23 protein-coding genes are annotated in these 25,854 nt (G+C 43.3%); 14 read left to right on the top strand and 9 right to left on the bottom strand.

The annotated features are described in order from the left end of the window. The first annotated feature begins 36 nt into the window (after positions 1-36). The 3 genes from A0128_RS11280 (at position 37) to A0128_RS11270 (ending at position 3,437) form a co-directional block, all read left to right on the top strand. On the top strand, positions 37-495 hold the full coding sequence (locus A0128_RS11280) for a peptidylprolyl isomerase (RefSeq protein WP_069607609.1): 459 nt from the start codon (positions 37-39) through the stop codon (positions 493-495). Between the two features lie 355 nt (positions 496-850). Beyond that, positions 851-1,981 (top strand): sensor histidine kinase, encoded by a 1,131-nt coding sequence (locus tag A0128_RS11275; protein WP_245667146.1) that lies wholly within the window; start codon positions 851-853, stop codon positions 1,979-1,981. Positions 1,982-2,006: 25 nt separating this feature from the next. After that, positions 2,007-3,437, top strand: coding sequence for a response regulator (locus A0128_RS11270; protein WP_069607608.1), 1,431 nt, complete (start codon positions 2,007-2,009; stop codon positions 3,435-3,437). Between the two features lie 22 nt (positions 3,438-3,459). Here the strand turns inward: A0128_RS11270 and A0128_RS11265 are convergent, their stop codons facing one another. The 3 genes from A0128_RS11265 to A0128_RS11255 all read right to left on the bottom strand — a co-directional run bounded on the left by A0128_RS11265 (position 3,460) and on the right by A0128_RS11255 (position 4,858). Next, a complete protein-coding gene (locus A0128_RS11265) occupies positions 3,460-3,891 on the bottom strand; it encodes an LIC13259 family plasminogen/vitronectin/complement-binding protein (RefSeq protein WP_069607607.1) in 432 nt (143 codons plus the stop codon). A 17-nt stretch (positions 3,892-3,908) separates the two neighbouring features. Next, a complete protein-coding gene (locus A0128_RS11260) occupies positions 3,909-4,385 on the bottom strand; it encodes a four-helix bundle copper-binding protein (RefSeq protein ID WP_069607606.1) in 477 nt (158 codons plus the stop codon). Between the two features lie 62 nt (positions 4,386-4,447). Continuing rightward, complete coding sequence (locus tag A0128_RS11255) at positions 4,448-4,858, bottom strand: hypothetical protein (protein WP_069607605.1); 411 nt, start codon at positions 4,856-4,858, stop codon at positions 4,448-4,450. A 134-nt stretch (positions 4,859-4,992) separates the two neighbouring features. Here A0128_RS11255 and A0128_RS11250 point away from each other — a divergent pair, with 134 nt between their 5' ends. Continuing rightward, positions 4,993-5,985, top strand: a complete 993-nt coding sequence (locus A0128_RS11250) for a GGDEF domain-containing response regulator (RefSeq protein WP_069607604.1) — start codon at positions 4,993-4,995, stop codon at positions 5,983-5,985. Here A0128_RS11250 and A0128_RS11245 read toward each other — a convergent pair. Continuing rightward, positions 5,982-7,307 (bottom strand): glycerate kinase type-2 family protein, encoded by a 1,326-nt coding sequence (locus tag A0128_RS11245; protein ID WP_069607603.1) that lies wholly within the window; start codon positions 7,305-7,307, stop codon positions 5,982-5,984. The genes A0128_RS11250 and A0128_RS11245 overlap by 4 nt on opposite strands. A gap of 100 nt (positions 7,308-7,407) precedes the next feature. Between A0128_RS11245 and A0128_RS11240 the strand changes: the two genes are divergently transcribed. Then, positions 7,408-8,307 carry an alpha/beta fold hydrolase gene (locus tag A0128_RS11240; RefSeq protein ID WP_069609250.1) on the top strand — a complete coding sequence of 300 codons (900 nt, stop codon included), beginning with the start codon at positions 7,408-7,410 and terminating at the stop codon, positions 8,305-8,307. 86 nt (positions 8,308-8,393) lie between these two features. On the opposite strand, the gene A0128_RS11235 is transcribed toward A0128_RS11240, so the two are convergent. Then, positions 8,394-9,251 carry a sterol desaturase family protein gene (locus tag A0128_RS11235; protein WP_069607602.1) on the bottom strand — a complete coding sequence of 286 codons (858 nt, stop codon included), beginning with the start codon at positions 9,249-9,251 and terminating at the stop codon, positions 8,394-8,396. A gap of 48 nt (positions 9,252-9,299) precedes the next feature. Then, entirely contained in the window at positions 9,300-10,481 is a 1,182-nt protein-coding gene (locus tag A0128_RS11230; protein WP_069607601.1) for an AraC family transcriptional regulator, read from the bottom strand. A 339-nt stretch (positions 10,482-10,820) separates the two neighbouring features. On the opposite strand from A0128_RS11230, the gene A0128_RS11225 reads away from it, so the two are divergent. Beyond that, complete coding sequence (locus A0128_RS11225; protein ID WP_069609249.1) at positions 10,821-11,222, top strand: hypothetical protein; 402 nt, start codon at positions 10,821-10,823, stop codon at positions 11,220-11,222. Between the two features lie 565 nt (positions 11,223-11,787). On the opposite strand, the gene A0128_RS11215 is transcribed toward A0128_RS11225, so the two are convergent. Continuing rightward, positions 11,788-12,174: a DUF302 domain-containing protein gene (locus A0128_RS11215; protein ID WP_069607599.1), complete on the bottom strand. Its 387-nt coding sequence runs from the start codon at positions 12,172-12,174 to the stop codon at positions 11,788-11,790. A 398-nt stretch (positions 12,175-12,572) separates the two neighbouring features. On the opposite strand from A0128_RS11215, the gene A0128_RS11210 reads away from it, so the two are divergent. Further along, positions 12,573-12,827: a hypothetical protein gene (locus tag A0128_RS11210; RefSeq protein ID WP_069607598.1), complete on the top strand. Its 255-nt coding sequence runs from the start codon at positions 12,573-12,575 to the stop codon at positions 12,825-12,827. Positions 12,828-12,985: 158 nt separating this feature from the next. On the opposite strand, the gene A0128_RS22110 is transcribed toward A0128_RS11210, so the two are convergent. Both A0128_RS22110 and A0128_RS11200 read right to left on the bottom strand, forming a co-directional pair. After that, positions 12,986-13,168, bottom strand: coding sequence for a hypothetical protein (locus A0128_RS22110; protein ID WP_156781826.1), 183 nt, complete (start codon positions 13,166-13,168; stop codon positions 12,986-12,988). A 69-nt stretch (positions 13,169-13,237) separates the two neighbouring features. Beyond that, positions 13,238-14,002 (bottom strand): exodeoxyribonuclease III, encoded by a 765-nt coding sequence (locus tag A0128_RS11200; RefSeq protein ID WP_069609248.1) that lies wholly within the window; start codon positions 14,000-14,002, stop codon positions 13,238-13,240. 99 nt (positions 14,003-14,101) lie between these two features. On the opposite strand from A0128_RS11200, the gene hisD reads away from it, so the two are divergent. Genes hisD through A0128_RS11165 form a run of 7 tightly spaced genes read left to right on the top strand, consistent with a single transcriptional unit; the run spans position 14,102 to position 25,848 of the window. Next, on the top strand, positions 14,102-15,382 hold the full coding sequence (hisD, locus tag A0128_RS11195; protein ID WP_069607596.1) for a histidinol dehydrogenase: 1,281 nt from the start codon (positions 14,102-14,104) through the stop codon (positions 15,380-15,382). Between the two features lie 15 nt (positions 15,383-15,397). Further along, positions 15,398-16,252, top strand: a complete 855-nt coding sequence (gene panC / locus A0128_RS11190; protein ID WP_069607595.1) for a pantoate--beta-alanine ligase — start codon at positions 15,398-15,400, stop codon at positions 16,250-16,252. Beyond that, positions 16,249-19,764 (top strand): transcription-repair coupling factor, encoded by a 3,516-nt coding sequence (gene mfd / locus A0128_RS11185; RefSeq protein ID WP_069607594.1) that lies wholly within the window; start codon positions 16,249-16,251, stop codon positions 19,762-19,764. Before panC ends, mfd begins: the two co-directional genes overlap by 4 nt. A gap of 47 nt (positions 19,765-19,811) precedes the next feature. Next, a complete protein-coding gene (locus A0128_RS11180; RefSeq protein WP_069607593.1) occupies positions 19,812-20,552 on the top strand; it encodes a lipoprotein LipL31 in 741 nt (246 codons plus the stop codon). 6 nt (positions 20,553-20,558) lie between these two features. Continuing rightward, positions 20,559-21,407, top strand: coding sequence for an undecaprenyl-diphosphate phosphatase (locus A0128_RS11175; protein WP_069607592.1), 849 nt, complete (start codon positions 20,559-20,561; stop codon positions 21,405-21,407). 39 nt (positions 21,408-21,446) lie between these two features. Next, on the top strand, positions 21,447-24,431 hold the full coding sequence (locus A0128_RS11170; protein WP_069607591.1) for an LPS-assembly protein LptD: 2,985 nt from the start codon (positions 21,447-21,449) through the stop codon (positions 24,429-24,431). Between the two features lies 1 nt (position 24,432). Next, positions 24,433-25,848, top strand: a complete 1,416-nt coding sequence (locus tag A0128_RS11165) for an undecaprenyl-phosphate glucose phosphotransferase (RefSeq protein ID WP_069607590.1) — start codon at positions 24,433-24,435, stop codon at positions 25,846-25,848. Positions 25,849-25,854: the final 6 nt, after the last annotated feature.

The following is a 25,854-nucleotide window of genomic DNA, read 5'->3' as shown; positions in this document are numbered from 1 at the left end:
GTGGAGATGAATTCTTAAAATAGAGGATAAACTGTCATGGCAACTGCGGTATTTAAGACAAATTTTGGAAATTTTTCGGTCTTCCTCGACGAAGAACGAGCTCCGATCACGGCGGGGAATTTTATCAAACTCGCGAAAGAAGGATTTTACAATGGTCTTACATTTCACCGGGTTATCAAAAACTTTATGATTCAGGGTGGTTGCCCAAGCGGAACCGGAACGGGCGGACCTGGATATAAAATTAAAGATGAGTTTCACAAAGATTTGAAGAACGAAAAGTATACCCTTTCCATGGCGAATGCTGGACCAAATACCGGAGGTTCTCAGTTTTTTATCAATGTGAGAGACAACTTCTATTTGGACAATCGTCATGCAGTCTTTGGAAAGGTTACGGAAGGTTTGGATATCGTAGAATCGATTTCTGAGACGGAAACCGGTTTCCAAGACAAACCTACAAAGAATGTAGTCATCGAATCCATCACATTCGCCGAATAGAATCTTTTACTAAAGGAAGGGTGTTTTATAAAACGCCCTTTTTCCTGCCAAAACGCTCCCTCCCGAGCGTTTTTCAAAACTCAGAACGTCTGTTTTTCTATAATTCCATCGTTCCATTTTTAAAAATGGATTTGGAAAGTCGCCGAAGGTGGGCGCGGCCCGATTCGGTTTCGAACTCTTTTTAAACCGTTTGTATTAGTTCCCGCGCTTTAGAGGTTCCTAATTTCGAAAAAAAGAATATTCTAACATTTGGAAAAAAGAAAAAATATAGAAAACCCGGATTGACAATGTAGTTTGATTCGTCCATTTTCTAAGACAAAGGTTTGAAATTTCAAAGGATTCTATGGAATTTTCTTTGCAGTCATTCAAGCATGCGTCAAAGGCGAACGGATGGATCGTGAATACAAACATTCTTACCGAAGAAATGGCATTTTTGACTGAGTCTGCCTTTCCTCTTTTGTCCCATGTCCGAACTCCCATCGGAATACTGGATGATAATTTGCAAGTTACAGATTGCAATCTTTCCTTTGCCTCCCTCTGCGGGGAAGAGGAAATCGAAACCTGTAAGGGAAAATATCTGGAGAGGATTTTAAAAATTCGGAACGTTTCTCTTTTTGGCGAATTCAAAAATTCTAAATTAGAAAAACAGATTTTATTCCAAGATCGGATCGAAAATTCTTCCGGAAAGGAAATGGATTGTAAGGGAGTTTTGACTCGGATTAATTTTGGAACCTCCGAGATTTTACTTCTAGAAATATTAGAAATTTTGAATGAACAGTCTTATCAAAAAAAAGAAAAAGAACTGAGTGCGGTCGTTTCCAAAATGTATCACGACCTACAGGAACCGATTCGAAACCTGACTTCGTTTTTAAAACTTTTGGTTCAACGTTCTTCTACGGAATTGAGTCCTAAGGGACAAGAATTTTTGCAGATCAGCCTCGCAGGGGCCGATCGTCTTTGGAATCGAATCAACTCACTTCTTTCTTTTTTGAGAATCGAAAAAGAAAAACGTCTCTTTCTAAAGATTTCCTTGAAAAAAACGATCGAGGAAAGTCTGATCGATCTGAAAGACGATCCGGAAGCCTCGGAACTCGACGTTGAGTGGAAAGGGGAATTTCCGGAGATCGTCGGGAACGAGCCGCTTCTTCGTGAACTCTTTTTGAATTTGTTTCAAAATGCGATTCGTTTTCGAAAACCAAACGAAAGAGGTCGTGTGATTGTTTCGTATCAAGATTCTCCGGGAGCTCATCGAATTCGGATTCAAGACGACGGAATCGGAGTGGAACTAAAGGAAAATAATTATTTCATTGAGTTGTTTCATCGTTATCCAAACGCGGAGGGTTTGGAAGGAGTAGGAGCCGGTTTGTTTTTTTGTAAAAAGATCGCGGAGCTTCACGGAGGAAGTCTGGAAATCGAGACGTCGTTGAACTCCGGTTTTTCGGTCACGATCTCTCTACCCCGCGAGTTTAAATTAGAGTTTATATAAATAGAATTTAGAGAGAGTTCTTCCTATGTTTAAAGATTCGTTTTCAGTTCTTTTGATCGAAGATTCGAACGCGGATTTTCGGTTGATTCAAGAGTATCTTAATGAATCGGAGAGTCCTTCGTTTCAAGTGACTCGAAGTATTAATTTTTCATCCGGTTTGGATCACATCGTTGTGGAACGTCCGGATCTCGTTCTTCTAGATCTTTCTCTTCCCGATTGCGCCGGTCTGGAAGCCCTTTCCGAGATCAAAAGTAAATTTCCTCAGATCCCGGTGATCATCTGTAGCGGAGCCGAAGATAAGGAGATTACAGTAAACGCGCTTCAGATCGGAGCTCAGGACTACGTCTACAAGGGAAAGTTTGATTCTTATTCTCTCAGTCGTTCTTTGGTGTTTGCCTACGAAAGAAATCGTCTCGCTTTAGAGCTAGAAAGGAAAAATATCTTCGAACAGGAAAACGAAGAACGATATCGACTTTTCTTTCAATACAATCCGCATCCTGCCTTTCTTTTTGAAGACGATTCGTTTCGGATCGTAGAAGTAAATCAGTCGGTTCTTGAAAAATACGGTTATAAGGAAGAGGAGCTGATCGGAAAACCGATCTTCGAAATTTTTGACGAGAAGGAATCGCAAAGGCTGAAGGATGAAATCGGTTCCTATCAGTTCGGGGTAAATAAAGGCGGCTCCTTTTATCACAAAAAGAAGGACGGAACCGATATGATTACCGAATCTACAATTTATAAATTTAGATTTCGAAATCAGGTTTTGGATCTGGCCGTAATCACCGACGTAACTGAAATGGTTCAGAATCGAGAGTCGATTTTGGCTTCTCTCGCCGAAAAGGACACGCTCATTCAGGAGATCCATCATCGGGTAAAGAATAATATGCAGATCATGGTTTCCCTCTTGAATCTGCAGGCGGACAACGCGATGTCTCGGGAACTCACTTCCAAAGAACTCTACGGTTTGTTAAAGGATACGGAGAGCCGGGTCTTTTCTATGTCCTTGGTTCACAACGAACTCTACAAATCTCGGGATCTTTCTCACGTCGACTTTAGCAGTTATCTGAATATGTTATTACAAAATCTCTGGAATCTCTACGGTGTGGATCCGAAAATACGACACGTGATAGACGCTTGGGGTTTGATCCTAAACATGGACACCGCGATTCCTTTAGGTTTGATCACCTGCGAACTCGTGACCAACGCCGTCAAACACGCGTTTGTCGAAGGGGCCAGGGGAGAAGTGAATATCAAAGCAAAAGAAAAAGACGGTATGATCACGCTTACGATCGGAGACAATGGAAAGGGAATTCCACAAGGAATTTCTTTTCAGGATCACGAAACCTTGGGATTACAACTCGTGAAAATTCTTACCAAACAAATTTCCGGAGAATTGATAGTGGAAGATGCAAATCCGGGAACTAAATTTCAGATTCAGTTCCCGGTAAAGAGTTAAAAAATCTTTCTCGTTTGAAAGATTAGATTTTTTTCCCACAACCTTTCATTGCAGGATCATAGGGATTTTGGACCTTGTCTCCGGACGCGATCCATTTCTTTTTTACCATCGGACAATAAAAAACGTGAACTCCGGAAGATTCATCTTTTTGAATATATTCCTTCAGAGATTCCGCGAGTTCGCCGTAGGCGTCCAACTTTTCTTTTTCCGAGGGAGTGCTTTTTAGTTTTTCGGCGGCTTGTAGAGCCGGGGCCAAACTTTTGTCCCGAGAGGATTCCTGTTTGAGACCTGCGATCAGCCGATCCACGGAAACTTCTTTTTGATTGAGAAGCGATTGATGGATTTGATCGAGTTCGTTTAGAATCATCGGTCGAACCGGAAGGATCGACTTTGCTTCGAGTAAACCCGTTAGGAAAAAGCCAAAGACGGAGAGAAGAATCATTTTTGTCTTCATATCTGCTTCTTTACTCCTTACGCTACTTTTTTCAGCTCGGCGATACATTCTTTGCAGCTGTCCGCACAATTCTTACAGATCTCGTGATGAGATTCGTGAATTCTACATTCTTTCTCGCAGGCTTCGCAAGCTTTGATACAAAGACCGGCCACATCTTTTGCATAGGCGGAATTGGAAGCTCCGAGGCTCACAAATGCTTTACAAAGAGCTAATGTATCTTTCACGGTTTTTAGACAACCGGCGAGCATCGTATCTCCCGTGGAAAGATTTTCCTCGCAGTGCGCCAAACAAATCTCCGCGTCGAGGATACATTTGGAAGCCGCTTCCAATGCTTTTCTGTTTCCTTTTTTAGCTGGCTCTTTTTCGGTCTTTTTGGAAGTTTCCGGGTGTTTGTGTCCGCTATGACCGGAAGAATCTTTTGCAAATAGGGTTCCTGCGCCTGCGAAAGCGAGAACGGCCGCGGATTGGGTGAGAAGTTCTTTTCTAGTTAACATAATATATTCCTAAATTCTAAAATTACAATACAAAGGAGAAGAAGATTAAGTTCGGATAAGAATCAGGTCAGAATTCGAATCGAAGCGATGGAAAGAAGTATAAATTTCTGAGGGTTAAAGGACGGAAACTCGACATAAGAAAATTCGAAATTCTGAATTCGATTCTGTTCTTGGAAAAAAAGTTTGGAAACGGTGGAGAGAACGCTCTTTTCGATCGGATGCAGAGCCAGTGTTTTCGGCTGAACGGATTCTTGAGAAACTTCAAAATGACAAGAAGAACAATTGGGAACCGTTTCGTTGTTTGTTGATTTTTCCTGTTGGTGACAGGGCGGAAGATCGGAAGAGGCCGTTTTTTCCGCGATCGGAAACGCCGGGCAATTTTCTCCGGAAAGCATGATGGTAAAACAGAGAAGCGCGGTCGTAAACCCGATCGTTCCCAAAAAAGCAGTCCATCGTTTTGTATTTCTGCTCATTTGACATTTAGACTTTACCGATGCGTGGAAAGGAGCAAGAAGTTTTTAAAAAATTCGTTTGATTTCATTCGTATTTCATAAGAGCTTTGTATCCTTCCAATGTCGTTTATAAATAATCCGGGAGCCGCTTGTAGATGAATTCGATTCTCATATTAGATGATGCTCAGGAAAATTGTATGCTCATGCAAGGGATCCTGAGGAGATCAGGCTACAAGGATACGCAGACGAGTCAGTCTCCGGACGAGGTTCTTGACTGGCTGAGCCTGAAATCGGATGAACCTCCGAAAAAAGATTTTTCCCTCATTCTCTTGGACATCCTTCTTCCCGGAATCACTGGAATCGAAATTCTTAGAATGATCCGTGAAAAACCGGAGCTAAAGGATATCCCCGTAATTATGATTACAGCTCTTAAGGAATCCAATGTTCTTCAAGAAGCGTTTGATAGCGGCGCGATCGACTACGTTGTCAAACCCTTTGATTCCATCGAACTTTTGGCGCGGGTAAGATCCGCTCTTCGTCTTTTTGAAGAGATGGCACGCAGAAAAGAACGAGAAAAAGAATTAGAAAAACTCACAGATCAGCTCCAAGAAGTCAACGCCTATCTTCTTGCGATCGCAAGAACCGACGGTCTTACCGGACTTTTTAATCGAAGATATTTCGACGAAGTGCTCGCGACAGAATGGAAACGTTGTTGGAGAACGGGAAATAGCGTCGCCCTTTTGATGCTCGATATCGATCATTTCAAACTCTACAACGATACATACGGACACCAAGCCGGTGACCATTGTCTCAAACAAGTATCCGCCGCGATTCGAGAATGTGCGAGAAGAGCGGGGGACGTCACCGCTCGTTACGGTGGAGAAGAATTTGCAGTGATTCTTCCGGAAACGAGCGAGTCAAACGCAGTCATCGTGAGTCGAAACATATTAGAAAAAGTTGAAAAACTCGCGGTGCCTCATTCCGCCTCCAAAACAAGTTCGATCGTTACGATCAGCATCGGAATGGCGACTTTGAGTCCGAGTCCCGAAAACTCGATTACGGAATTGATCGAGAGAGCGGACAAGGCCCTTTACTTAGCCAAAGAAGAAGGAAGAAATTGTCTTCGTTTTTATCCGCAAGGCGATTAAAGAATTCCATCCTTTCCTTCCGGAGAAATCCATAAAAATTGAATATCATTTACGTTGGTGCCGGTCGGGCCGGAAATCACGAGCGCTTCCGCGAACCTGAGAGCCTCGTAAGAACGATGTTCTTTCAGAGCGAGATCCGCTTGGATCGATTCTTGTATTCTTTCCCAAGTCTTTCCATCCACGAGAGCTCCCGCCGCTTCGGTCGGGCCGTCGCTTCCGTCGGTCGCCAGAGAAAAAAGAAAAATTCCGGAAAGCCCTGCGATCCGTTTTGAAAAGGAAAGCGCGAGCTCTTGGTTTCTTCCTCCCTTGGACGATCCGTCGTGTGTGACCGTGGTTTCTCCTCCGCAAAGAATCAAAAGGGGTAATTTTAGAATTTTAGAATATTCTTTAGCGATATCTGCCAAAAAAATTCCGGCTTCCTTTGCCTCGCAGGACAGGGAAGAAGTCAAAAACAAGACCGGAATTCCTAAAATCTTTGCTTCTTTTTGTACGACTTCGAGGGCCAAGGATAGATTTCCGATACAAAAAACCGAATGATCGACCGGGTTTAATTTGGGAAGGGTCTCGTTTTCTTTTTTCTTTGTTTTCTCTAGGATGATTTTTTGAACTTTTTTATCCGGTGAAATATCGTATTGTTGGAATATTCTAAAAATAGAATTTTCTGAAATCTCGTTTGGAATCGTAGGACCGGACGCAACCTTGGAAAGATCGTCTCCGATCACGTCCGAAAGAATCAAGGTGACCGACTTGGAAGGATGAATTTTGGTTATAAGCCCGCCCCCTTTTAGAGAGGAAAGAAGGATTCGAATTTCGTTTATATCCTGGATCGGAGCGCCGCTCGACAAAAGTTTTTGGTTCCAGGAAATGAGATCTTCCAACTTCAGATCCCCCGAAGGAACTTCCGCGAGAGATGAACCTCCTCCGGATAAAAGAACAAGAACCGTGTCTTCCGGTTTTAAACGAGAGCAGAGTTCAAAGATTCTTCTTCCACCCAAAAGACTATTCGCGTCCGGGACCGGATGTCCCGCTTCTATGATTTCCAAAGGAGGAATCGGCTTTCCAGCGTGACCGTATTTGGTGAGAATGAGTCCGTTCTGAATTTGATTCTTGCAAACTTCGGCTGCGGCAACCGCCATCGGATAAGCCGCCTTTCCGATCGAAAACAAAACGATGTTTCCCGAAAGAGAAAGTTTACGAAGAGATCGGGTAACTGCGTCCCCAGGAAGAGAGGCTTGGATCGCCTTAGCTCCCAAATAAAGAAGAATGGATTCGGGAGAATTCAAATCGGGTCCGGTTGGTTTTGAAAAATCCAAATGGAACATGAGCTTATTTTATTTTGACAATCCGTTCTGTAAATCGAATGTAGGATCTCACACAACGTGGGTCTCTAAAAAAGAATCACTTACAAAAACAGGAGCTTTCATGTCTGAGATCAAAACCGCATCCGTCAAAAACGGGGAAAGAGAATATAAATATCTGAGCCTCGGAGAAGGAAAAAATTTGATCTTCTTTTTTCACGGATTCCCCGACGACGCGGGATCTATGAAAGACCTCATGCGCCTCTTTGCTGAGAGAGATTTTACTTGTATCGCTCCTTATATGAGAGGATATTCCTCCGGATCGAACGTTCCTTTTTCTCCCACCGTGAGTATCGCCGAGCTCGCGGGAGATCTCAAGTTTATCGTAGAATCCCTTAAAACAAAACACAAACCTCAAAATACGGTCGTAGTCGGTCACGATTGGGGCGCTATTGCGGCTTACGCGCTTGCAAATCTTTCTCCCGCTTCCCTGGATACGTTAGTCGCGCTTTCCGTGCCTCCGCTTCCGACCTACTTAAAGAATCTTTGGATCTATCCTTCTCAAATCGTAAGAAGTTGGTATATCCTATTCTTTCAACTTCGCGCGGGAATTCCGGAATCGGCTCTTTTGAAAAACGAACTCCTACGAAGACTCTGGGAAGACTGGAGTCCAGGATGGAAAATTCCCGAAGAAAGATTTAAGGAAGTATCGGAGAATCTAAAAGTTCCCGAAATTTTATCCACGGCCCTCGGTTACTACAGAGGCCTTTTGACCCCGAGTAATTTTTCTCTTTGGAATTCAAGTCGGGAGATCGTGTTTCAAAAAATCGGAGTTCCAACTCTCGTTCTCGCGGGGGAAAAGGACGAATGTATTTCACCTAACGTATTTCGCGGATTGGAATCCGAATTCTACTCTCGAGTATCGTTTAAAGTGGTAAACAACGCGGGTCATTTTCTGCCGCTTGAGGCTCCTGAGATTGTCGCTCAGGAAATATTAGCTTTTTTGAAATTGGATTCGAAGTAAGAAGATTCTAAAAAACCGCGCCCTAGATTTCTCTAGAGCGCGGGGAAATGTTGTGTCGTAAGTTGAAGCTATGTGACCTTTAGAAATCAGCCTTCGGCGGGCGTCTCCGACCAGCTGATTTTTGGATCGGAATCGTTTCCGCGAACGGAACGTTTGTCCGAGAGGGATTCAAAGTATTCTTCGTAATATGGGAAGTTGGTTCCCATGATTCTATCCCAAAAATTAAAGTAGAGACTGTAGTTTCCGTGAAACTTTTGGTGATGGAGATTATGATGAGTGGATGTATTGATCCATTTTAGAATCGGATGTTTCACCCAGCCCTTCGGTAAAAATTCATAACCCAAATGCCACCAGATATTCATCACCATCGCGTAGACGGTATGAAAGAGAAGCACGTGAAAGTGGATCGGAATAAAAAGAACGAAGAAGACGATGTAGATTCCTTCCAAAAACGCTTCGAGTATGTGAAAGTGATACGCCGCGAGCGGAGAAGGGTTTACGGATTGATGATGAACCGAATGCACGCGGGAATAAACCTTTTTATGATGCATCCATCTGTGAGCCCAGTAAAACCAAGTCTCGTGCCAGATCGTAATCATCACAAAGGAAAGAAATAGATAGAGATAACCGCCGTGCGAAGCATAATCTCCGAAGTAAACGTTATTGGGAATCAAACCCATCCGTGCACTCACGATGTTCGTAGTCGCGATGATCGTAAAAACAAAAAGTGTAACCGCGGATTGTCTGAATTCGTTTTTGATCTTATCGATTTTTGGATAAACCGATTGAATCCGAAAACGATGGAAACTTTCCTTTTTCCAAACATAGAGGATTAGAAAGGCAAGACCCGCGATCGGATAGTAGCGCAGGATATTCATCGTAAACTGAAAGAGTCCGATTTTTTGGACGCAGTCTATAACTAACTCACACTGGATTGGATTCATGAAAAGAATCTCCTTTTGTATGAAGTAAGTTTACTTTCTTTTTGGAATTCAATCGTCCGACTTGGTCGAAACGGTCGAAAAAAAACGACCTGACTTATCAATCAGGCCTTTGGATTCTCCTTTTTTTCTAAACTCCGTCGGACTGAGTCCTACTTCTTTTCGAAACGCGTCGTTAAAGGAAGATTTTGACTGAAATCCGACTTCGTAAGCGATCGAAAGAACCGTCTCTTTGGGAGAATGGAGTAAGAGGTGTTTTGCTTCCGCGATTCGATATCCGTTGATCAACTGAAAGAAATTTCTTTTAAGATGGAGGTTTAGATATTCGGAAAGTTGATGCGGAGAAATTCCCAGTTCTTCGGAAAGTCTGGAAAGACCGAGATTCTCCTCTTTGTAGATTTTTTTCTCTTCCAAAAGAAAATTGAGATTCTTTTCCAGAGAATCGAGATCCACGGAACGAAGCTGCGTGGTTTTGTATTTTCTCTCGTCTTCGACGATTCTTCTTACGGCGCTAAAAATTTCAGGATGACTCTGACGAACGATATAGATTCCGCAGAGCAGAATTCCGATGAGGATGGAAGAAATTTCCAAACGTACGACACCGTCCTGGCGAATACTCGTGGTAAGCCCCAAAAAAGAAGAGGCGGTCGCGGTTGAAAGAATAAAAAGAATCAGACGAACTTGCGGTTGAGAATAGATGGTAGTCCAACGGATTCGATGTAAAAGATTCCAAACGATATTGAAAAGATATCCGAAAAGTGTAATGGACATGGCGGCGATTCCGACCCGAATATCCCAAGCAAGTTTACCTTGTTGCGCCAGTTTCAAACATTCTAATTTTTCCTCGGACGAAGAAAGATAGAACGGACCTAAAATCAGAAATATTCCCAGACAAGGGATCCAATCCCAGGTCCGAATGATTGGAATCGTATCCTCTTCTTCCCAGAGCGCTGAAATATAAGAACGTAAAAGCGGACCAAAAAGAGCGGATACGGGAATGTGAATCGCGTAGAGATACGGAAAGTAACGAATCGTTTCGCTCACGAGAAGATACGCGTGGAATTCAAACAGAAAGACTGAAATGAAAAGCAAAAGAAGAATCCGGTTTCGACGGCCTTTGAGGGCGAGTGGGATTTCTCCCAGAACAAAGAGAAAGGACAAGGCGCAGCAAAAACCGATAAATCCGGAAAGGATCGTATGGATAGTCAGATTTCCAGGCAAAAAAGAGGACATAAAATTTATCTCAGAGTAATGGGAGCAATTCCAAGGGAAAGCAAAACCGGTCTTTTCAAGATATAAAAAGAAAAATCGGTCCGATACTCAAAAAGGAACGGATTTTGAGTTGCTTAGGATCTAAGAATTAAACTCCTTACAATTTGTTTAGGAGAAAATTTAAAAAATACTGAAAAGGTGAAAAAACCGCTAAATTCAGTTGTTTTTAATAGAAACGAAGAATGGAAGACGCGCAGCAAAGCCTAAAAGTTTGTTTTATTGTTGCGCCGCACCACGTCTAATAGGAACATACATATGGGACAAAATAATGTTCTTTTCTCCTTAGAAGGGAGGCGCGAAATGCTCGAAAAAATGATCGAAGACATCAAGGATTCTGTAAAAGAATCGGTGAAGTCGGTACGCATCCCCTTAGAAGTTCACAGTAAAACCGGAAATTATTCTGCGGAAATCGGCGGCTGGGAAGGAACTTCCATGAGCCTCAATCTGGGCCGATTCAACGGGGACGCAGTGGGGGAATCCGCAACCTTAGAGGTAAGAATTCCTTTTTGGAAGGATCCTATCTTAATCAACGGAACCATCACTGAAAAAAAGATCGTTCGTTCCAAATCTCAGGAAAGAATTACGGATAACGTGCTTCTTTTTGAATCGGACGCGATCAGCTTGGTCAAAAAATTCTTACCAAAACTTCCATTGGATTTAAGCGATTGGAAGATTCCGGAATTTCCAAAAAAAGCCGGGTAAGGCAAAACCGATTTTACAAAGGGATGCGAAGGCGTCCCTTTCTTGTTTTGGGGTTTGTCGCAAATCGTAAAATGTTTTCTTCGAAATCCGTAAATTCATTCAGAAATCGGTTTCTATTCTTGAGCCTTTTTTTTCTCATCTTTAGTTGTTCTTCCGGAAATCAAGAATCCTCAAAAGAAAATTCAAAGTTAGAACCCAAAGAAGATCCTTGTCTGGAAGACAGAAAGAAATTCTGTGAAAATCAGCCGAGCCGTCGGGGAATCACGCGGGAATGTCTGAGTCAAAACGCCTTTTCTCTTTCTCCGAACTGCAAAGCTTACTTATTACAAAAGGGAAAAATTCGTTAATCAGAATCCTATTCTTGAAAACGAATATTCTGAATTGTGAAATTTCGGAAAGTTTGGCGATCTTATTTATTGGGTCGTAGTTCCGACAACGACGCTTTGCCTAAATAATGCTTGCAATCGGACTTGAAGTCCGTTCAAGGTAGGATTTGCTAAAAGACCTATCTTTTGAAAGAACGAATATTGTTTTTTTTAAATGGACCTTAACTTTGGAATGAGTTTTAGTTCGCTGAATTTCGAATGATGTTTATCAAATCTTCTTCAACTTGTTTCGCGATTTGGGCGAGCTCCTTTGAATCCGAAAAAATTCCTAAAAGACCGGTAGGTTTGATCATCCCGATTTTTGTTTTCCCTTTTTCTGTGTAAACGGAAATCCTACAAGGGAGAACCAAGTTCATTTCCATGTCTTCACTTAAGACCTGGTTTGCTTTTTGAGGATTACATACCTCTAAAATCTGACATTCTTCCAAGAAGTCGATTCCCTTCTTTTTCATAGTCTCTTTCAAGTTGTGAATATGAAGGACTCCATATTTTTGATTTACGATCTCCGTTTCTAAATCCTGAACACACTTTTCTACCGTCTTTTTTGTTTCTACGATGTATTTCATAGGTTATATCCTTTTTTAGTTTATTAAAATTTTATTATTTTCTGAAATTGATCCTCTTCTTCGGACAAATTGTTTCGCTCCTTTTTTCCTTATAAGCTTTTTATTCCGAAATTTGCTATACCACTTCCCATTTGGATTCGATTGATTTTTTGACTCAATCGAGAATTCAATCCTTTTGTTGATAATTATCAAGTGCGATCTTTGGAGCGGACCGGAATTCTAATTTGACTTTCCTTTGTTTTTTATGCACTCTTAGGAGTCAGTCCTAAGTTCCTTTTCGTTTTCCTCATTCTTACGAATGGATTTTGGCGATTCGAATACATTTTTTTGAGACGAAACGAAAAGGCGTATAGACTTTTTTTTTGCGCTTTGCTTTGAAAATATATGAGGAGAATCTTATGAAAAAGATTTTAGTCTTGAGTTGTTTTATCATTTCGATGTTTGGAATTTCCGGACAAGGAAATGGAGGTGGAAATCCATCTTGGGGTAAAAAAGGAAGACCTTGTTATGATGATCGCGAAAAATTCTGCAAAGACGTAAATCGAAGGGGCGGAGCGATGAGGGATTGTCTTCGAAAAAACGAAGCTCAGCTTTCCCCCGAATGCAAAACTCACCTGGATCAGATGAAAGATCGTCCTCGAGGCCGCAGATAATTTTGTTTGAATTCGAGAAGCCGGGAAACCCCGGCTCTTTCAAATATTCTTCATTCCGAATATTCTCAAATTAAAAGTATCAATCGAGCGAGCGAGCGTCGGATTTTCTTTTAAAAGAGAAAATCGCTTTTAGAAAAGTCTTGGAACTTGCTTAAACCTCAGGATGTGGGAACTCCCGCAAGAACTGTGCATTCAGTTCGTCTGCCGGAAAGTTCATTCATCGCTAAAAGAGACAGAGTTTGTGGGAACTCCATCGTTTTTATTACGAGCTTACTGAGAGTTGCAAGCGCGTCCTTTTTGAGATTTTGGAAAGAATCGTCGATTCCCCGTAATTTTATCACAATCGGACTTAAAGTCCGATTGCAAGTTTTGTTTTGTCGGAACAATCGTTTCGATGGAAAAAAATGGACTTAAAGTTTCATCTCAAGAATCAAGGGAGCGTGATCGGAGAAAGGTTTGTCTCGGTAGATCGTCTGGCTCTTTACATTCTTTTTCAATTCTTCGGTAACAAAGAAGTAGTCGATTCTCCATCCCTTGTTTTTGGCCCGCGCGCCCGCGCGAAAGGTCCACCAGGAATATTCTTGTTTTTCGGGATAGAGAAAGCGAAACGTATCGATCCAACCCTGTTTTAAAAAGCCGGTCAGCCATTCTCTTTCTTCCGGAAGAAAGCCGCTGCTCTTTGCGTTTCCTTTTGGGTCGTGGATGTCCTGCGGAGTATGCGCGATGTTTACGTCTCCACAGATGATCAGATTGGGTTGTTTTTTTCTTCTTTTCGCAGCCTCTTTTTGAAAGAGGTCTAAGAATTTCATCTTCGCGGCTTGTCTTACGTCGCCGGTGGTTCCGGATGGAAAATAAAGATTCCAGAGTGCAAAATCAGGATATTCTAAATAGATACTTCTTCCTTCGGAATCAAAGAATGGATCTCCGAGGCCGATCGTGATTTTTTGCGGAGGTTTTTTATAAAGAATCGCGACTCCACTGTATCCTTTTTTTTCCGCGCTGTGAAAGACAGGAGTATAACCGCCTTCTTCCCAGAGAGAAGTAGGGACTTGTTCTTGCATCGCCTTGGTTTCTTGAAAACAAATAAAGTCGGGTTTGGATTCTCGGATATAATCGGAGAGTCCTTTTTCGAGAGAAGAGCGGATTCCGTTACAATTGAGTGAAATGAGTTTCATAGGCAAAAGATAAACTGCGCGAATTCTTTTTTGGGGCAATTGTTTTTTTGAGTAAATTTCAGATGCAGGAAGAGTTCTTTTCGAAATCCTGGTTTTCAGATGGCGATTCCAATTCTTCCAGTCAGTTTGAAAGATCGGGAAATCCTGGATCCGGTTCTGAAACGGGCCCGAGAGGACTTAGGTTCTACCTTGGCCTTGGTCCAACCGATTATCGAGGACATTCAAAGAAACGGGGATTCCGCTCTCAGAGAATACACTCGCAAGTTTGACGGAATCGTTCCGGATTCTTTTGTTTTGGATCTTTCCAAACTCCATCCTAAAATCGATTCCGCACTGGAAGCCGCTCTTCAAAAAGCCGCCGATAATATTCGAGCCTTTCATCAGATTCAAATTCCGGAAGATAAGGAAATTATTGTAAACGGAAATCGTCTCGGGATCCGTCATACCGCGGTCGAATCCGTTTCCGTCTACGCTCCCGGTGGAAAGGCATTGTATCCTTCCACCATTCTTATGGGAGTGATTCCGGCAAAACTCGCCGGAGTAAAAAATATTCAAATCGTAACACCTCCGCAAGGAGGAGAACTTCCCGATGGACTCATCGCCGCGGCGAAGATTGCCGGCGCGGATCGGATCGTTCTCGCGGGAGGCGCACAAGGAATCGCGGCCGTCTCCTATGGAACCGAAACGATCTCCGCTTCCGAGTTTGTCATCGGACCGGGAAGTAAGTTTGTCACCGCCGCCAAAGTTTATTTGAGCGGACTCGGCGTGATCGGAATCGACAGCCCAGCCGGACCGAGCGAGGTTCTTGTTATCGCTGACGATTCGGCAAATCCGATCTGGGTCGCAGCGGATCTTTTGTCGCAAGCGGAACACGGAGAAGATTCGGTCGCGATTCTTTGCACCGATTCTTTAAATCTTGCCAAAGAAGTGCAGAAAGAAGTGGACAAGGCTCTGATAGAACGTCCGAAACGCGGAGAGATGAAACGAAAATCCATCGAAGACAACGGAAGAATATTCGTATTTCCTAATTTAGAAGAATGTTTTGCGTTCTCGGATCTTTTCGCTCCGGAACATTTGGAAATTCAGACAAAAACTTATAAAGAAGATCTCAAAAAGGTGAGACACGCGGGTTCCGTCTTTTTGGGGAATTATTCCCCGGTGGCAATGGGGGATTATATCAGCGGAACCAATCATATTCTCCCGACCGCCGGAGCCGCGAGAATTTATTCCTCTCTCGGAGTTTCCACATTCTTAAAACGTGTTACCTGGCAGGAAGTTTCCAAAGAATCTTTGAAGGAACTCTATCCCCACGTAAAAACCCTCTCCGAGTTCGAAGGTTTGGACGAAGAGCACGGAACCTCGGTTAAAATCAGAACCTGAGAATATTCGAATTTTATGATACTCTGTAGAACTCCCGAAGAAGTAAACGCCCAGGTTAAAATCTGGAAAAGTGAAGGCAAAAAAGTTGGCTTTGTTCCTACTATGGGTTTTTTGCACGAAGGACATACGACCCTTTTTGAGGAATCCGTTTCCCGCGCCGACAAAACGATCGTCTCCATCTTTGTCAATCCGGCGCAGTTCAACGATCCGGAAGACTACGCGAAGTACCCGGTCAATACGGAGGGAGATCTCAAACTCTGCGAATCCAAAAACGTGGATCTTGTTTTTTTACCGGATAAGGAAGCGATGTATCCGGGCGGGATTCCCGATGTCGTCTTAAAAATTCCTCATCTCATGAACAATCTCTGCGCGACTTCGCGTCCGGGGCATTTTGAAGGAGTTCTTCTTGTGATCTCGAGACTCTTTCACTTCGTAGAACCGAATCTTGCTTTTTTTGGTAAAAAAGATTATCAGCAATATCTTCTCATCCGTGAATTCTGTAAAATGTTGGCGTTTCGTGTAGAAGTCGTCGGTTGTGAGACGATCCGTTCTGATAAAGGATTGGCCTTAAGCTCGCGTAACGCGCGTCTCAGTGAAACCGAAAAGGAGGAATCTCTTTTGGTATCGAGAGCGCTTCGTCTGGGAGAATCTCAGATTTTTTCCGGAGTAAAGGATCCGGTTCTGGTCCGGGAGATTATGAAGGACGTCCTTGATTCTTCCGCAAAAATAAAATTGGATTATTTAGAAGTTTTGAACGCGGATACTCTGGAGAATTTGGAACGTGTTACGGGTAACGTTCTTCTTGCGGTCGCAGTTTTTATAGGACCGGTTCGTCTGATCGACAATCTCACTCTGAGCGTGGACGAATGAAAGATCTTCTTGAAATCGTAGGAGACGAACTCTTTTCTTCTTTCGGAGCCGCGACTTCCAAAAAGAAAAACGGATCCTCAAAATCTACAGCTTCGTCAAAAGTCGCTTCTGCGACAAAAGGCAAAACTTCCGTGGACGAAACCGTTACCGGAAGTATCTATTCTGTCGTAAACGGAAGTCATTCTATATTAGCTTCTTCTTTATTTCAAAAATTGAATCGAACGATCGTTGTTGTTTCCGAAAACAATACGGCCGCGGAGTTTTTATACAGAGAATCTTTGAGTTTTCTTTCGAGCAGCGATCTCGTTTATCTGCCCGGACAGGAAGTCCTTCCTTACGAATATCTTCGTTATCCCGCGGAGATGAAACGAGAACGGATCAAGGCCATCGCTAGAATTTTGAGCGGAGAACCCGCGCTCATCTTTACGTCAGTCTCCGGTTTTTTAAAAACGCTTCCTCCCGTGACAACCATTCAAGGAAGAGCGATTACTTTAGAAAAAGGAAAGGAAATCGATCTCGAACTTCTTCTTATCGAGTTGATCGATCTCGGTTACAAACGCGCGGACGTCTGCGAAACCTTTGGTGAATTCAGTCTCAAAGGCGGAATCTTAGACATCTATTCTTCTTATTCTTCCGAGCCGGTTCGGATCGATCTTTTCGGCGAAGAGATCGAATCCATTCGAACCTTTGATTCCGATACTCAGAGATCGGTCGCCGATCTTAAAAAGGCGATCCTTCTTCCAGCGGACGAATATATTCTTTCGGAAGAACAAAAAAAAGAATATAAGAATCTTCTAAAGTCCTCGGATTCTTCATTACACCTTCCGGAAATTCCAGACGGCAACTACGGAATCTATTACGAAGAACTGATTCCTCTTGTTCGGGAGAATCACGGGATTCTTTCCTACTTTCCGGAACCTCCGATTCTCTTGGTTCCTTCTCCGAATTCCGTAAAGGAAAGAATGCTTCATCTCGAAAGAGAATATTCTTCTCTTTTTGAAAAACGTTCCAAAGAAATTCTTTGCGCCCCTCCGCAAAAACTCCTTTCTTTTGGAGAAGAACATCGGGTTCTTCAGGAGGGAATCGGTCTTTCTTTTATCGGTCTTCCTCCTCGAAATGAAAACGATACGGTTTCTTTTCTGAAGGAAGCGCCTACGTTCCGGGGAAAGATCCGTGAGGTTCGCGAAAAAATCGCAGAACTCAGAAACGAAGGCGGATGGAAGATCGTCCTCACTTCCTCTTTCGAGGCGCAGACAAAACGTCTTCAGAGTTTGTTTGAAAAAGAGGGAATCGTTTTGTTAAACGAAGAGGCGACGGAACCTGTTCCGTTCCATCTTGGTAAAACAAAAAAGGACGCGTTTTTAGTTCTTTCCGAACTCAGAAACGGATTTATCTACGAAGATCAGAAAATTCTAATATTATCCGAAAATGATATTTTCGGTCGAGAATACAAACGTAAGACCCGTTTTAAAAAACAAAACAGCAAAGCCCTTCAGAGTTTTATCGATCTCAAGGAAGGGGACTTCGTAGTTCATATCCACCACGGGGTCGGAAAATTCTTAAAGATAGAAAGAACCAACGCCGGCGGTAAAGAAAGAGACTTTCTAAAACTTGAATATAACGGAGGCGATTCTCTTTTTGTTCCCCTGGATCAGATTTCTCTCGTTCAGAGATATATCGGAGGAACCGAATCTCCTCGTTTAGACAGTCTCGGAAAAAGTACTTGGAAAAAGACAAAGGAACGGGTTCAGAAAGCGGTCGAAGAACTCGCCGAAGATCTGGTCCTGATGTATTCCAATCGTCTAAAACTTCAGGGTTACGCGTTTCCACCCGACACTGTCTATCAAGAAGAATTTGAGGCCGAGTTTGAATACGAAGAAACTCCCGATCAGATCGACGCGATCGAAGCCGTAAAAAAAGATTTGGAATCTCCCCGTCCCATGGATCGTCTCGTCTGCGGAGACGTCGGTTACGGTAAAACTGAAGTTGCGATCCGAGCGGCCTTTAAAGTTGCGATCGCTGGCCGTCAGATCATGATGCTCGCGCCGACTACGATTTTAGCATTACAACATTATAATACATTTAAGAATCGTTTTGAAAACTATCCGGTTCGTGTGGAACTAGTCTCTCGTTTTAAAAGTCCTTCCGAAATCCGCGCGATTCTGGAAGACTTTACAAACGGAAAAGTGGATATGGTCATCGGAACCCACGCGATTCTTTCTTCCAAATTAAAACCGAAAAATCTCGGACTTCTTATCATCGACGAAGAACAGAGATTCGGAGTCAATCACAAGGAAGCGATCAAAAAGTTTAAAAATCTCGTGGACGTTCTGACCCTCACCGCAACACCGATTCCAAGAACCCTTCACATGGCCCTGACCGGAATCAGAGAACTTTCGATCATCGCAACCCCGCCTAAGAACCGTCAGTCGGTCGAAACCTATGTTCTGGAAGAAGACGAGGACCTGATCGCAGAAGCGATTCGAAACGAAATCAAACGCGACGGCCAGGTGTTTTATCTTTATAACCGAGTGGAAACGATCGAACAAGAAACCAAATATTTGAACGGGATCGTTCCCGAAGTTTCGATCGGAGTTTTACACGGACAGATGACCGAGGACGAAATCGAGGAAACCCTTTTGGATTTTTACAATCGTAAGTATGACATTCTTGTAACGACTACGATCATAGAGTCCGGGATCGACATGCCGAACGTAAACACTCTCTTTGTCAAACGGGCCGATCTTTTCGGTCTTTCTCAGTTGTATCAGATTCGGGGAAGAGTGGGTCGAAGCGATAGAAAGGCCTACGCTTATATGCTTCTTCCAAAGGATCGGGTCGTTACGGAACAAGCCGAAAAACGTCTCAATACGATCTACGAATACCAAGAACTTGGTTCCGGATTTAAGGTTGCGATGCGGGATTTAGAAATTCGCGGAGCGGGGAATCTTCTCGGAAAGGAACAATCGGGAGATATTATGGAAGTAGGGTTTGATCTCTACGTTCATATGCTCGAAGAAGCGATCGCGAGAATCAAGGGAGAAGAAGTCGCCGTCGAAGTGAGAACCTCAGTTACTCTCAACACAAACTTCTTCATTCCGGAAACATACATCGCCGACACTCGACAAAAAATAGAATTCTATAAAAAGTTCGAAGGCGCGAGAGACCTCGAAGAAATCGACGAAGTTTATAACGAAATGATGGATCGTTTCGGAGAACCTCCGGAAGATGCAAAAACCTTTATCCTTTTGGAAAAGATCCGTACTCTCGCGTCCAATCTCGGATTCGAATCCGTCGCGGAGATGAAGGACGAGATCAAGTTGAAGTCCGGTTCTTATTTCAGAGGGGACAACGAAAAGATTATCAATTTGATTTCCGCGAAAACGGGTCTTACGATCAACCCGAGAGAACCCAACGTGCTGATTTTTCAGACTGGAAAAAAATCGGAAAAGGAAAAGTTGAACTACCTCATCTTTCTCCTTTCTGAAATGCTCCCTTCCAAAAAAGTATAGACGACCAAACCCCGAATCCTATCCTTTGCACAGGAACCCTAAGTCCGATGAAAAAAAACATTATTTTAATTTCTCTTATTCTTTTTCCCGCTTTTTTTGCGGGTTGCGGAGACAATTCCGAAGTGATCGAGACTCTTGACGGAAACAAGATCACAGTAAACAGCTTCGAAGACACATACAATGTCGCCATCGACGCGATGAGTCGGGTTCAAAATATCGAGAAGGAAAATCTTCTTGAGTTTATCTCGAAAGACATCGCCGAAGTTCCGGAGCAGATGAGAGCTCTGAACTACCAGTTTCAAAAAAAGAATTTTTACGATCAGTATAGAGATATGATGATCACCACGATCGCGGCTGAAAAAGAAGGTTTTACAAAACGCGACGATATCAAAAAGATTTTGAAATTCCAAGAAATGCAGATCGTTTCTCAGCTTTACGTTATGCACCTTGTGGAAAGTAAAATTAAGATTTCCGAAGAAGAAGCGATGGAAGAATGTCAAAAACTCCGCGCGAAAGAACCACAAGTAAGTTCTCTTCCGATCGATCGTTGTATTCTTTTTGCGAGAGCAAAACTCAAAAAAGACAAGTCTCAAGAAATTCTTCCAAAGGTTTTGGAAAGAATCAAAGAACAAGTTTCGATCAAACACAACGACAAGTTTGACCTCGACGCTTTCTTGAAGAGAAAGACGACCGCCGCCGCGACCGGAACCGAAAAGAAAGAAGAAACGACGACGGCTCCGAGCACAGAAGCTCCTAAAACGGAAGCCCCAAAAACCTCCGGACAGTAATTTCTCTTGAACCATTACCTGAACGCCTTTCTGAGAAGTATCATTGAGGCGATCACCGAATTCCTACCGGTGTCCTCTACGGGACACCTGTTTCTATTCAGTTCCTTTTTTCCATTTTCGGGAGAAAACTTCGGAATTGAGTTCGACGATCTTTTTGATATTTTCATTCAGAGCGGGGCCATTCTTTCGGTTCTCTTTTTATACCGAGAAAGATTTCGATCGCATATCATTTCTTCCGTTTCCTATTTAACTAAGAAGAATTCCGATCCACAAGGATTTCATTTTGTAATTCAGATCGTGATCGGCGCGCTTCCCATATTAGCCGCGGGATTTGTGGCGAAGAACTTTTTAGATACGATCAAAGCAAGACCGGACCTTCTGGATATTCTTGCGAGCGCTTGGATCTTCGGCGGAGTTCTGATCTTAATCGCAGAATGGTTCTTCCATAAAAAACAAGGAACTCACGAAAGAAAATCGGTAGAACTCAAAGACGCGATTCTCATCGGAATCTTTCAGTGTGTCGCGTTGATCCCGGGAATCTCCAGATCAGCGGCAACGATCATCACCGCTCGATTCTTAGGAAAGGATACGAAGAGTAGCGCTGAGTTTTCTTTCTTTCTCGCCGTGCCCGTTTTGTTGGCTGCCGGAATTTACAAACTCTACAAATACCGTTCGATTTTAAACGGAGATACGATTCCGGTTTTGGCATTTGGATTTTTAGTTTCCTTTCTTCTTTGCACACTCGTAATACGCTGGTTTTTACACTATCTTCAAAGGCATTCTTTCTCAGCCTTTGGTGTGTATAGAATTCTCTTGGGGGTCGGTGTTCTCGTTTTCACAAAAATTATTAGATGAAAATCTAATTCCCGAGAATAATCTGACACCGGTACCGGAATGCACCTCCGCTTTATCCTGATTCTATGTTTACTTCTGCTGGGAATTCCTATCTTTGGGCAGACGGAAGAACAGATGCTTCGTTTTATGACGGGCGGAGCGGCGGATCAAAGTCCGTCCTCTTCTCCAAACGACGATAAAAAACTAGCCATTCTCAGAGCCAAAAATCGGCTTTTAGGAAAGTCCATCGATACACTTCCGGACCGGGAAGTGGACGACCTTCTTCTTTCCCTCGGACTGACGAGAGAAGGATCTCTTTTTAGCAGAAGAAAACGTCTGAGAGCCGCGTTGGAAGAAGCGCTTCCCGTGGCCGCCGATCCTCTCGCGAGTTTACCTCAAACCAAAAAGGCTCTTCCTATCTCCATCGAAAACGCATCCGAAGGAGAACTCCTACAAGTGGATAAGAATAAGTCCGGGGTTCTTGTACTGAGAGGCCGTGTTCGACTGAAACTCAGATCGGGTTCCATCGAAGCGGAAACGATCACGGTCGATAGCGAAAGACAAGAAATCTACGCCGAAGGCGGGATCGTCTACAAGGACGGACGCGCCGTAATAGAAGGGGACAAGTTTATCTACGACTTCCGTTTAGAAAAAGGGGTGGTCTATAAAACAAAGGGAACCTTCGCACCCGCTCACTTTATCGGCGAGAAGTTGAAGAAGTTAGACGATAAACGTTATGCGCTCGAGATGGGTTACTTTACGATCTGTAACGCGGAAAAACCGCACTATTCTTTTAAAGTAAATCGACTCTATATCTACGACGATAAAACCGTGATGGCGACTAACGTGCGTTATCAGGTCGGCGGAACCACCGTTCTTTGGTTGCCCTTTCTTTACAATAGCAACTTGGGAAACGGATGGGTCACTCAGGCGGGTAAGAATAATACGCAAGGTCTGTTTATGCAGAACTCGTATCAGTGGTCCGTGATGCCAACGCTTGCGGTCGCCCCGATGGGTTATAAATTTCGAGCTGACTTTTATGAAAAGACGGGGCAGGCGTTTCAACTCGAGATGTGGAAACAAAGTCCTTATTTAAACTACTTGATCGATATCGGATACGCGAATCATAGAAACTACGCGATTTCCGGCGCTTACGAAGATCGATTTCATAATTTTGGAATCGGAACGACGGCAGTTACAAATCAAATCGATAAGGGAGCTTCGTTTCCTTACGACCCAAACAGTCCGTATCGAAACATCGGTCAGGACGTGGAACCCTGGTGGAAGGGAAGAATTCTCTTAAACTCAAAAACAAACAATACCGAAAAAGACGTTACCCGAAACATCAGTTTTCAATATGAAAATTATACCAACAGACTTTTTGATTACGAATACGGGAATCGTTACGAACCTTCAAACTCGCTTCAGTCCTTATATACCGCGAGAAACGTCCGTCAGGGTTATATTCGAAATACTTTAGAATGGAAGTTTGATTACACCGAAAACCGGGGAGATCTTTCGATCAACGTAGGGATGAAGAGAAATCTTTTGTATTATATCCTGAGTCCTACGGATAAGTCCGGTTACTTTCCTACGGTCGACGTTCTTCCCACTACTACGATTCGAAACTCTTCCGAGATCGGAAGGATTCCTTACTTCAACTCGGCAGTCTACTGGGACGCCTACTTAAACAATACGATCCTTCGTTACTATGGAGTTCCAACCCGCGAGAACCTGAGCGTTCCGACCTTCGACGGGAATTATCAGGATCCTTATGGAAATTATAAGGAGAATGTTCTAAGAACTCAATACTTCACACAAGGTGAAACGGGTCTTCGAACTACTTTGAATTTCGGAAGTTATATGACCTTTACTCCGAACGCATTTTTCGGGGCCAAAAAACAATCCGCGACGAGCAGAAACAACGCTGCGGTCACGGGTGTTACGGATAACGCGTTTACTTCTTTGGAGCGTTATCTCGCGAGAGAATCCTACGAATACGTAAGAACCGCTTCCAATTTGAGAATCGGGATCCCGCTGATTTTTTTCAACGCGACGTATCGTAAACTGGAAGCCTACAAACCGGAACTACAAGATCCGATTCTCGCGAAGACGAGACAACACGAATTGGAAATCTCTTTGGAAAGTTACGCGCTTGAGAATTTTGAAATTTCGATTCGAACCATACGAGACTTGAGATCCTTTTCTCCGGACTATCAGCCTCAACCTACAAACCAAGAACGCTGGTATTTTACGGTGGCCCGTTTTTCGGGTTACTTTGATTTCTTGGACGGCCTTCGTCCGAAACGAGCTTCCTTACTCGAAAAGAAAAGGAGCTTCTATTCCGGTTTGTTTATCAACAACGACTACGTGCATCATACTCCGAAAGCCCGTCCGCTTTCCAACAGTTTTACCGCTTCTTACAAGATGGGCGGTTTTACTCTTCCTTTTGTCCGTCTGATTCGGGAATTGGAATTGGGAGGAACCTGGTATCACGTTTACAACAGCCCGATACTTGACGGTTATAGAATATTCGTAAAAGCGAATGTGGATTTCACGAGACACTTAGGGATAGAGGCGGAATTGGATTCCAGGGTCAGTCAGCCTTGGAGATATACCAATCAGGTCGGAAACACATACGATACTTTCTTTTATGGAAACGATCCGACAACCTCTGCGTCGACTCTCAATTTAGAAAGAACCACTCTGCAAAGGGACTTGCTCGATGGAACCGGAGTCAACGGAAACGGGGCCAAACAGAATACGGCCCTCAACATCAATCGTTTTATGGGAACGATCAAATACAATCTTCATACTGCGAACTTCAGACTTGGGTACAGCATGGATCTTCGAGCGGTTCCCGGAGGGAGAACGGATGGACTTGTTTCTTTTTACGATCAGTCCGTATTCTTCTCGATATCGATCACGGACTTTTCTTTGGGCCAACAGGATTCTTCCGAGCTGACAAGAATTCGTCTGTTTAGATTTAGAAAACGTCCGTTCCAAACCGGCGATCGCGCGGGAATATCTTCGGAGAATCCTTAAGATGTTAAAAGAAAGAAGTCAGACATTCAAGTTGATCTTTACGATCTTGGATTTTGTGACCGCTCTTCTTGGAGGGGCGCTTGCGTTCGTGTTTCGTTTTTACGTCGTAGACGAAACCGGAATGGACAGACAATACGTGGACGTTGAGAGTTATGTTTTTCTTTTCGTTCTATTAGCTTTCTTTCAAGTGATTGTTTTTATCGCGATCGATCTCTATCATCCAAGACGCGGCCTTTCCTTTATCGATGAATTCTTAACCATCGGGGGAGGAGTTTTTCTCAATCTCGTTTTGGTTTTGGCGGTTCTCTTTTTCTTTCGAGGAGATCTTGGAAGCGAAAGATTCTCGAGATCCGTCATTCTTGCTTACACGGTTATCAACACGGTTACCACGAGTCTGATCCATTATATCGCGAGAATTCTTTTAAGAACTCTTCGCAAACGCGGTTACAACCTTCGAAGTGTCTTGGTCGTGGGAGTTTCGGAAACTTCGAAACGTTTTAACGACGCAGTCATCAAACACGGGATCTACGGTTATAAGATTTTAGGTTTTGTTCAAGCGAATACGGGAAAACCGGTTCGCAAAGATATGAAAGTGATCGGAAAAGTCGGAAAGATTTCGAAAATTCTCGAAACGGAAAGACCGGATCTTGTCGTCTATACGCTCGAACCTTCCGAGGGTGATTATCTAAAAGAAGTTTTGGATGCTTGTGATCACGAGGGAATTGATCTCAAGATCGTTCCGGGCTTTCAAGAGTTCATCAAAGCTCGCGGAAGAGTGGAAGAGATGGAAGGACTTCCCGTCATTTCCATACGAAACATTCCGATCCGACTGGGATATAATAAATTTATAAAGCGTCTTTTTGATCTAACGTTCTCCATTCTTTTTATCCTCTTTTTTTCACCCTTCTATCTTTTGATGGCCTTGTTTGTAAAACTTTCCTCGCCCGGCCCTGTTTTTTACTATCAGGAAAGAGTCGGCTTGGATAATAAAAAGTTCAGTATGATCAAGTTTAGAACCATGGTAGTCCAGGCCAAAACCCAATCCGAGACGACCTGGACGATTCAAAACGACCCGAGGGTAACTGGGATCGGAAAGATTCTTAGAAAACTTTCTCTGGATGAAACTCCTCAATTTTTCAACGTTCTTTTTGGAGATATGTCCGTTGTGGGCCCGAGACCGGAGCGTCCTCATTTTGTGGAAAAATTTAAGAACGATCACAGACATTATATGAGAAGACACGCGGTCAAGGCCGGAATCACGGGGCTTGCCCAGGTGAAAGGGCTCCGAGGAGATACTTCGATCGACGATCGAATCGCCGCGGACATCTATTATATCGAAAACTGGTCTCTCTGGCTCGACTTGAAGATTATTCTCTTGACTCCTTTTAAAGGAATCATGGACAAAAATGCCTACTAAAACACT

The sequence above is a fragment of the Leptospira tipperaryensis genome (assembly GCF_001729245.1).
Lineage (GTDB): Bacteria > Spirochaetota > Leptospiria > Leptospirales > Leptospiraceae > Leptospira > Leptospira tipperaryensis.
This window is presented reverse-complemented; position numbering and strand designations above follow the sequence as displayed.

What these genes read in the sequence shown, in the direction of transcription:
- A0128_RS11280 (WP_069607609.1), top strand. Translation starts at nt 37, where the DNA reads ATGGCAACTGCGGTATTTAAGACAAATTTTGGAAATTTTTCGGTCTTC.
- A0128_RS11270 (WP_069607608.1), top strand. Translation starts at nt 2,007, where the DNA reads ATGTTTAAAGATTCGTTTTCAGTTCTTTTGATCGAAGATTCGAACGCG.
- A0128_RS11265 (WP_069607607.1), bottom strand. Translation starts at nt 3,891, where the DNA reads ATGAAGACAAAAATGATTCTTCTCTCCGTCTTTGGCTTTTTCCTAACG.
- A0128_RS11260 (WP_069607606.1), bottom strand. Translation starts at nt 4,385, where the DNA reads ATGTTAACTAGAAAAGAACTTCTCACCCAATCCGCGGCCGTTCTCGCT.
- A0128_RS11255 (WP_069607605.1), bottom strand. Translation starts at nt 4,858, where the DNA reads ATGAGCAGAAATACAAAACGATGGACTGCTTTTTTGGGAACGATCGGG.
- A0128_RS11250 (WP_069607604.1), top strand. Translation starts at nt 4,993, where the DNA reads ATGAATTCGATTCTCATATTAGATGATGCTCAGGAAAATTGTATGCTC.
- A0128_RS11245 (WP_069607603.1), bottom strand. Translation starts at nt 7,307, where the DNA reads ATGTTCCATTTGGATTTTTCAAAACCAACCGGACCCGATTTGAATTCT.
- A0128_RS11240 (WP_069609250.1), top strand. Translation starts at nt 7,408, where the DNA reads ATGTCTGAGATCAAAACCGCATCCGTCAAAAACGGGGAAAGAGAATAT.
- A0128_RS11235 (WP_069607602.1), bottom strand. Translation starts at nt 9,251, where the DNA reads ATGAATCCAATCCAGTGTGAGTTAGTTATAGACTGCGTCCAAAAAATC.
- A0128_RS11230 (WP_069607601.1), bottom strand. Translation starts at nt 10,481, where the DNA reads ATGTCCTCTTTTTTGCCTGGAAATCTGACTATCCATACGATCCTTTCC.
- A0128_RS11225 (WP_069609249.1), top strand. Translation starts at nt 10,821, where the DNA reads ATGCTCGAAAAAATGATCGAAGACATCAAGGATTCTGTAAAAGAATCG.
- A0128_RS11215 (WP_069607599.1), bottom strand. Translation starts at nt 12,174, where the DNA reads ATGAAATACATCGTAGAAACAAAAAAGACGGTAGAAAAGTGTGTTCAG.
- A0128_RS11210 (WP_069607598.1), top strand. Translation starts at nt 12,573, where the DNA reads ATGAAAAAGATTTTAGTCTTGAGTTGTTTTATCATTTCGATGTTTGGA.
- A0128_RS11200 (WP_069609248.1), bottom strand. Translation starts at nt 14,002, where the DNA reads ATGAAACTCATTTCACTCAATTGTAACGGAATCCGCTCTTCTCTCGAA.
- hisD (WP_069607596.1), top strand. Translation starts at nt 14,102, where the DNA reads ATGGCGATTCCAATTCTTCCAGTCAGTTTGAAAGATCGGGAAATCCTG.
- panC (WP_069607595.1), top strand. Translation starts at nt 15,398, where the DNA reads ATGATACTCTGTAGAACTCCCGAAGAAGTAAACGCCCAGGTTAAAATC.
- mfd (WP_069607594.1), top strand. Translation starts at nt 16,249, where the DNA reads ATGAAAGATCTTCTTGAAATCGTAGGAGACGAACTCTTTTCTTCTTTC.
- A0128_RS11180 (WP_069607593.1), top strand. Translation starts at nt 19,812, where the DNA reads ATGAAAAAAAACATTATTTTAATTTCTCTTATTCTTTTTCCCGCTTTT.
- A0128_RS11170 (WP_069607591.1), top strand. Translation starts at nt 21,447, where the DNA reads ATGCACCTCCGCTTTATCCTGATTCTATGTTTACTTCTGCTGGGAATT.
- A0128_RS11165 (WP_069607590.1), top strand. Translation starts at nt 24,433, where the DNA reads ATGTTAAAAGAAAGAAGTCAGACATTCAAGTTGATCTTTACGATCTTG.